Origin of the sequence: Clostridium pacaense (genome assembly GCF_020709765.2) — a bacterium.
Taxonomy (GTDB): domain Bacteria; phylum Bacillota; class Clostridia; order Lachnospirales; family Lachnospiraceae; genus Enterocloster; species Enterocloster hominis.
The window spans coordinates 1-5,241 of sequence record NZ_JAJFEB020000042.1; the positions used below are offsets into that span (position 1 = coordinate 1).

General features: G+C 45.4%; 7 protein-coding genes. 4 read left to right on the top strand and 3 right to left on the bottom strand.

The window, feature by feature from the left end; translation table 11 throughout:
* Positions 1-235: 235 nt before the first annotated feature.
* Positions 236-649 (bottom strand): winged helix-turn-helix domain-containing protein, encoded by a 414-nt coding sequence (locus tag LK536_RS58220; RefSeq protein WP_008726812.1) that lies wholly within the window; start codon positions 647-649, stop codon positions 236-238.
* A gap of 138 nt (positions 650-787) precedes the next feature.
* On the opposite strand from LK536_RS58220, the gene LK536_RS58225 reads away from it, so the two are divergent.
* On the top strand, positions 788-1,999 hold the full coding sequence (locus LK536_RS58225) for a molybdopterin molybdotransferase MoeA (protein WP_227797307.1): 1,212 nt from the start codon (positions 788-790) through the stop codon (positions 1,997-1,999).
* Between the two features lie 54 nt (positions 2,000-2,053).
* Here the strand turns inward: LK536_RS58225 and LK536_RS58230 are convergent, their stop codons facing one another.
* Both LK536_RS58230 and LK536_RS58235 read right to left on the bottom strand, forming a co-directional pair.
* Positions 2,054-2,476 carry a pyridoxamine 5'-phosphate oxidase family protein gene (locus LK536_RS58230; protein ID WP_008726814.1) on the bottom strand — a complete coding sequence of 141 codons (423 nt, stop codon included), beginning with the start codon at positions 2,474-2,476 and terminating at the stop codon, positions 2,054-2,056.
* A gap of 87 nt (positions 2,477-2,563) precedes the next feature.
* A complete protein-coding gene (locus tag LK536_RS58235; protein ID WP_227797308.1) occupies positions 2,564-2,920 on the bottom strand; it encodes a winged helix-turn-helix transcriptional regulator in 357 nt (118 codons plus the stop codon).
* 103 nt (positions 2,921-3,023) lie between these two features.
* On the opposite strand from LK536_RS58235, the gene LK536_RS58240 reads away from it, so the two are divergent.
* The 3 genes from LK536_RS58240 to LK536_RS58250 all read left to right on the top strand — a co-directional run bounded on the left by LK536_RS58240 (position 3,024) and on the right by LK536_RS58250 (position 4,921).
* Complete coding sequence (locus LK536_RS58240; protein ID WP_120058842.1) at positions 3,024-3,599, top strand: TetR/AcrR family transcriptional regulator; 576 nt, start codon at positions 3,024-3,026, stop codon at positions 3,597-3,599.
* Between the two features lie 113 nt (positions 3,600-3,712).
* Positions 3,713-4,009: a DUF1330 domain-containing protein gene (locus tag LK536_RS58245; RefSeq protein ID WP_025483823.1), complete on the top strand. Its 297-nt coding sequence runs from the start codon at positions 3,713-3,715 to the stop codon at positions 4,007-4,009.
* Positions 4,010-4,060: 51 nt separating this feature from the next.
* Entirely contained in the window at positions 4,061-4,921 is an 861-nt protein-coding gene (locus tag LK536_RS58250; protein WP_227797309.1) for an MBL fold metallo-hydrolase, read from the top strand.
* Positions 4,922-5,241: the final 320 nt, after the last annotated feature.

Here is a 5,241-nt window from a genome sequence, read left to right on the forward strand (position 1 = left end):
TGGTGGAGTATCGCCTTGCCAAGGCGAGGGTCGCGGGTTCGAATCCCGTCTCGCGCTTTTTTTATTGGCTGGAATCCTTTGATTTATAAGGGATTTCAGCCTTTTGCGTTCTCCAGGATACTGTAGACAGTTGTAGACACCCCTCATTCTTTCCAGATGGGGAAATGACGGTATGGTTCAAGTCCCGCCGCACGTTGCTTTTTGGGTGTCTACACTTTTTGGCAGGCAGCTATATTTAATCATCCTCTGGAACAGGGGCGGATGGGAAATATTCCAGGAACAGCTGGTCCACACATTTGTGGACAGAAGATTCAAATTTTTGGAATTGTGTTAACAGGCATTGACCTTCCGGGGTCAGGACCGAACCGGCACGGGTGGAACCTCCCTTTTTCTTGATGATGAGGGCGAATCCCAAATCTTCTTCGGCTGAACGGATCAGATGCCATGCCTTACTGTAAGCCATATTCATCACCTGGCTGGCAGAGCGGATGGAATGCCCTTGTTGGATTAACAGCATCAGGGAGATGACTCCTTTCCCAAAATGAGGGGATGTGTTATAGACCTGAAGTTTAAGAAGGTAATGGGCCGGACTTATGGGATTGCTGCTGGAACTAAGGCTGCCGTGGTCTGTTACTGATTCTGAATTCATGGAACACTCCTTAAATGGTTTTATTTCATATAAAATATGATACCATTATATTTAATAAAATACAATGGTTGACAGGGATTCAGGGTTCCATTATACTAAGTAGAGAATATATCAACAAATACAAGGGAAGGCATGGAAATGAACAAAAGAAACGCAATAACGGTGGAAGAGGCACAGAAACGATTGGGGCAGATTGAGATAAATGTCAATACTGAAATGATAAAATCAGTTGATTCACTTGGACGCATATGCGCCCAGGATATATATTCCATTATGAACCAGCCTCCATTTCCAAGATCGCCACTGGACGGTTATGCGGTCAGAAGCGTGGATGTACAGGGGGCATCCAGGGAAAATCCTGTGAAGCTGAATGTAATTGAACGGGTTTGTGCGGGAATGTGTCCCCAGAAGGAAGTGGGGCCTAAAGAGGCCGTCAGGATTATGACAGGCGCTCCCATACCGGAAGGGGCCGATGGCATCATCATGCAGGAACAGACGGACGAAGGGGACCAGGTGGTGGAGATTTACCAGCCGGTTAAAGCTTATGGGAATTACTGCTTTCAGGGCGAGGATGTGGAAAAAGGGGTATTGCTGTTTGAAAAAGGCACCCAGATACGCCACATGCATGTGGGGATAATGGCCAGCCAGGGGATTGAGGATGTACAGGTATATTCAGTGCCAAGAATCGGAGTCATGGCAACTGGCGATGAATTGATGCTGGTGGGATGTGCCCTTATGCCGGGAAAGATATATGACAGCAATGGTCCGCTTCTCTCTGCCAGGGTCATGGAATTGGGAATGGAAGCAGTCAGGATGGACAGCTTTGGTGATGACACAGAAAGGCTGGCTGATGCGGTTATGGAGTCATTAGGCCAATGTGATGCCCTGATTACCAGTGGAGGTGTATCAGTGGGGGTCAGGGATTGCATGCCCCTTGTGGCTGAACATCTAGGCGCTGAGGTGCTGTTTCATGGAATTGATGCAAAACCAGGCTCCCCCATCATGGTGATGCTGATTGGTAATAAGCCTGTATTCTGTCTGTCCGGCAATCCGTTTGCAGCCGCAGCGACCTTTGAGGTTCTGGTAAGGCCGGTTCTGGAGGTAATGCGTGGAAGGCTCGGTTGGAGGCCCGGCCGGATTCAGGGAATCCTTGAAACTGCATTTCCAAAACCATCATCCACAAGAAGGTTTATCAGGGGACGTATGGATAATGGAAAGGTCTGGCTTCCTGAGGGACGTCATTCATCGGGCATGCTTGTAAGTCTGTCCCAGTGTAACTGCCTTGTGGATATTCCTGCCGGTAACAGAGGAATGAAAGCCGGGGAGGCAGTAGATGTAATATTGTTATAATATAATACGGTACACAGATTCCTGTAAGAAGGCCTGTGTACCGTATGTCTGTTCCTATGGTTCTATTTCAAAATTTTCTGATTTGAAATTACTGTAGTATCTGCCGGACTCAGCCGTGAACCGCAGGACACAGTAGTCAGGGTCTGTTACCCCCAGGGGATAATACATGGTATCCCCTTCCTGCCAGATCATTTCCTTGCTTTCACTGTCCTCCAAAACCTCCATGGTACCAGTCAGCATTACCCCGCGGAAAAAACGCCGGTCACAGAAATATACACAGGCCTTGGGATTCTCCCTGTATTGTGCGGCCCGCATGGATGATGTGTTGCTGGTGAAATAAATGGTCTTCAGTCCAATCCGTTTCCTTGGGGCGAGCATCGCCTTTACATTAGGGAACCCGTCCTGGGAAACAGAACCTATAAATGCAGTACTCTGTCTGTCGATTAAATTTCCAATGGTTTTCTGGACATCTCTCATATGTGTATCATCCTCCTTTTAACTACAATCTTAAGGGTTTGCAGCAAATAAGGGAAGTAGGCACTTTTTAGTAACTATACGGACTGGTCATAAAAGTCCTTTGGTCCTGAGCAGTTCTTCCTTATGGTCTTCTATCATCATCTCAATGCCGACTGTCTGCATGATTGTGATGGCATCGAATATTTTCCTGCCTCTGTCCGTCAGGTCATATTCCACCTGCAGGGGATAACCTTCAAAGGTGGTCTTGGCCACAAATCCATATTGGATTAATTCATTCAGATGCTGGATCAGCATTTTCTGTGATATACCTGCAATTGAATGCCTGATCCCTGAAAGGGATTGGGGTGCCTTACTCAGCTGCCACAGGATAATGGGCTTCCATTTCCCTTTGATGGCATCGTGGGTCAGTTCCAAAGGGCAGGTATACTCGTCACGCATTTTCATATACATTCACCTCATGGAAAGTATATCATAGAAAATACTTGACAGAAAGATGATTGAGGAATAAAATGCAAGTAAATACTTGCAAATGAGGATGGCATTAAAAATGGATCAGACCAGTCAGAAGATAATTGACGCAGCCATGGAGCTGATGATGGAAATCGGATACACGGCAGCCACCACAAAGGATATTGCCAGACGTGCAGGGGTTAATGAATGTACTATTTTCCGCAAGTTTGGGGAGAAAAAGGAAATCGTGCTTCAGGCCATGAAGCAGAGCCGGTGGCATCCGGACCTTAGACCGGAAGATTTTAATACATGGACAGGGGATTTAGAGGAAGATTTAAACCGGTTTTCACGCATATACATGAAAAAGGTAACGGAGCATTTTGTGAAGCTGTCCATTGGGCTTCGCACACCCGAACTGGCAGATGCTGCTTCTGATGGGATCATGGCTGTTCCGCAGACATTTAAGAACGGTCTGGTCAATTACTTTGGGGAAATGCATAAAAAGGGAGTCCTGAAGCAGGATCATGCAGAAACCCTGGCCATGATGTTTTTATCATTGAATTTCGGGTTCGTCTTTTTTAAAGCTTCCTTTGGGGAAAGGCTGACGGCAATGTCGGAAGAAGCATATATCACCGGGATGGTATCTGCATTTGTAAAAGGGATTAACGGCTGATTCCCATGATGGGAGGGGGATGTCTGGTTGGAGGACGTATGGGGATATGGCACATGCCGTGCCATATATTTTTGATTTGAATGCAAGCATTTACTTGCATCGGAGGAGGACATATGGGGATATATTTTATTGTAAGCACTTATCTGGATAAAGAAAAAGGGCGGGGGGAATATGATGAATACATCAGGATGGTCAAACCGATTGTAGAAGGATATGGGGGCAGATATATTGTGCGGAGCGAAGCAGTTGAGGCCATTGGCTGCCAGTGGAGGCCGGAACGCGTGATTGTCATACGTTTTCCTGATAGAAGCAGCCTGAATGCATGCTTTGACTCAGAGGACTATAAACAGATTATGGGAAAGCGTACTTCTTCGGTCAACAGCCAGGCAGTAATTGTCCCAGGAATCTGATGACTTGAGGCAGCTATGCCCGATTATATCCATTTGGTGAGGAGGAACGATATGAAAATATGTGATACAGTACATCAGTTAAAAGTTGAATTCGATGTGACACCGCAGGTTAAACGGTATGTTTATGTGTATATCATTGTAGGAAAACAGGGGTATTACCTGATTGACTCCGGCGTCAAAGGGTGTCAGAAAAAAATTGGGGAATATATACATAAAATTGGAAATCCAAGACAAACTATCAATGCAGTCATCCTGACACATTCCCATCCCGACCATATTGGCGCTGCAAAGTCCATAAAAAAAGAGTATGCCTGCTGTGTATATGGATGTCAGGGGGAACGTGACTGGATTGAAGATACAGAGCTTCAGTATAAGGAGCGTCCGATACCTAATTTCCATGAGCTGGTTGAAGGTCCGGTCATGTTGGACCGGATAATAAAAGATAAGGACAGTATCTGTCTGGAACCTGGGATAGATTTGGAAATAATCAATTCTTCCGGACACTCCAGGGAATCACTTTCTTTTTATTACCGCCAGGAACAGATGCTGTTTACAGGCGATGCAATCCCGTCAGCAGATGACGTACCGATTTACGAGAACTCTGAAAGCAGCATTCATACACTGAAACGTCTGGGAAGCCAAGGAGAGGTGCGGCTGTATTGTCCTGCCTGGGATAAAGTGTATGACAAGGAACAAGGACTGCACACCATTGATTTGGCAATATCCCAAATGGAGCGCATCTGTAATATAACCCGGCAGTATGCAGATTCCTGGCGGCCGGAGATGACCTGGGACGAAGTGTTTTGTCTCCTGTGCAGGGACTTGGAAATGCAGAAATGGGAAAAACATCCTTTGTTTAAATGGTCCGTTTTCAAGGATATTTACAGGCTAAAGGAGGCACAGGAAAAGTAATTAAAAAAGTTTGCAGAAAAATGTTGACAATTGTCGAAGCATCTGGTAAGATATCTCTTGCGCTGCGGTGAGAGCCACAACGCAGGAACACAGCAAAGAAAAAAAGTTAAAAAAGTTGTTGACAAAAGCAAATGCTTATGATATACTATCAAAGTTGCTGCTGAGACAGACAACAGACCAAGAACCTTGATAATTGAAGATTGAACAGTATGTAAAACCCTGAAAATTCTAAAAACAGAAGGTCTGGTTTGGGCCTTTGGATTTGAGAAAATTCAGAACAAAACCAAGTAATGAAGGTTAAAGATAACTAGCCAAGCTAA

What these genes read in the sequence shown, in the direction of transcription:
- LK536_RS58250 (WP_227797309.1), top strand. Translation starts at nt 4,061, where the DNA reads ATGAAAATATGTGATACAGTACATCAGTTAAAAGTTGAATTCGATGTG.
- LK536_RS58240 (WP_120058842.1), top strand. Translation starts at nt 3,024, where the DNA reads ATGGATCAGACCAGTCAGAAGATAATTGACGCAGCCATGGAGCTGATG.
- LK536_RS58235 (WP_227797308.1), bottom strand. Translation starts at nt 2,920, where the DNA reads ATGAAAATGCGTGACGAGTATACCTGCCCTTTGGAACTGACCCACGAT.
- LK536_RS58245 (WP_025483823.1), top strand. Translation starts at nt 3,713, where the DNA reads ATGGGGATATATTTTATTGTAAGCACTTATCTGGATAAAGAAAAAGGG.
- LK536_RS58220 (WP_008726812.1), bottom strand. Translation starts at nt 649, where the DNA reads ATGAATTCAGAATCAGTAACAGACCACGGCAGCCTTAGTTCCAGCAGC.
- LK536_RS58230 (WP_008726814.1), bottom strand. Translation starts at nt 2,476, where the DNA reads ATGAGAGATGTCCAGAAAACCATTGGAAATTTAATCGACAGACAGAGT.
- LK536_RS58225 (WP_227797307.1), top strand. Translation starts at nt 788, where the DNA reads ATGAACAAAAGAAACGCAATAACGGTGGAAGAGGCACAGAAACGATTG.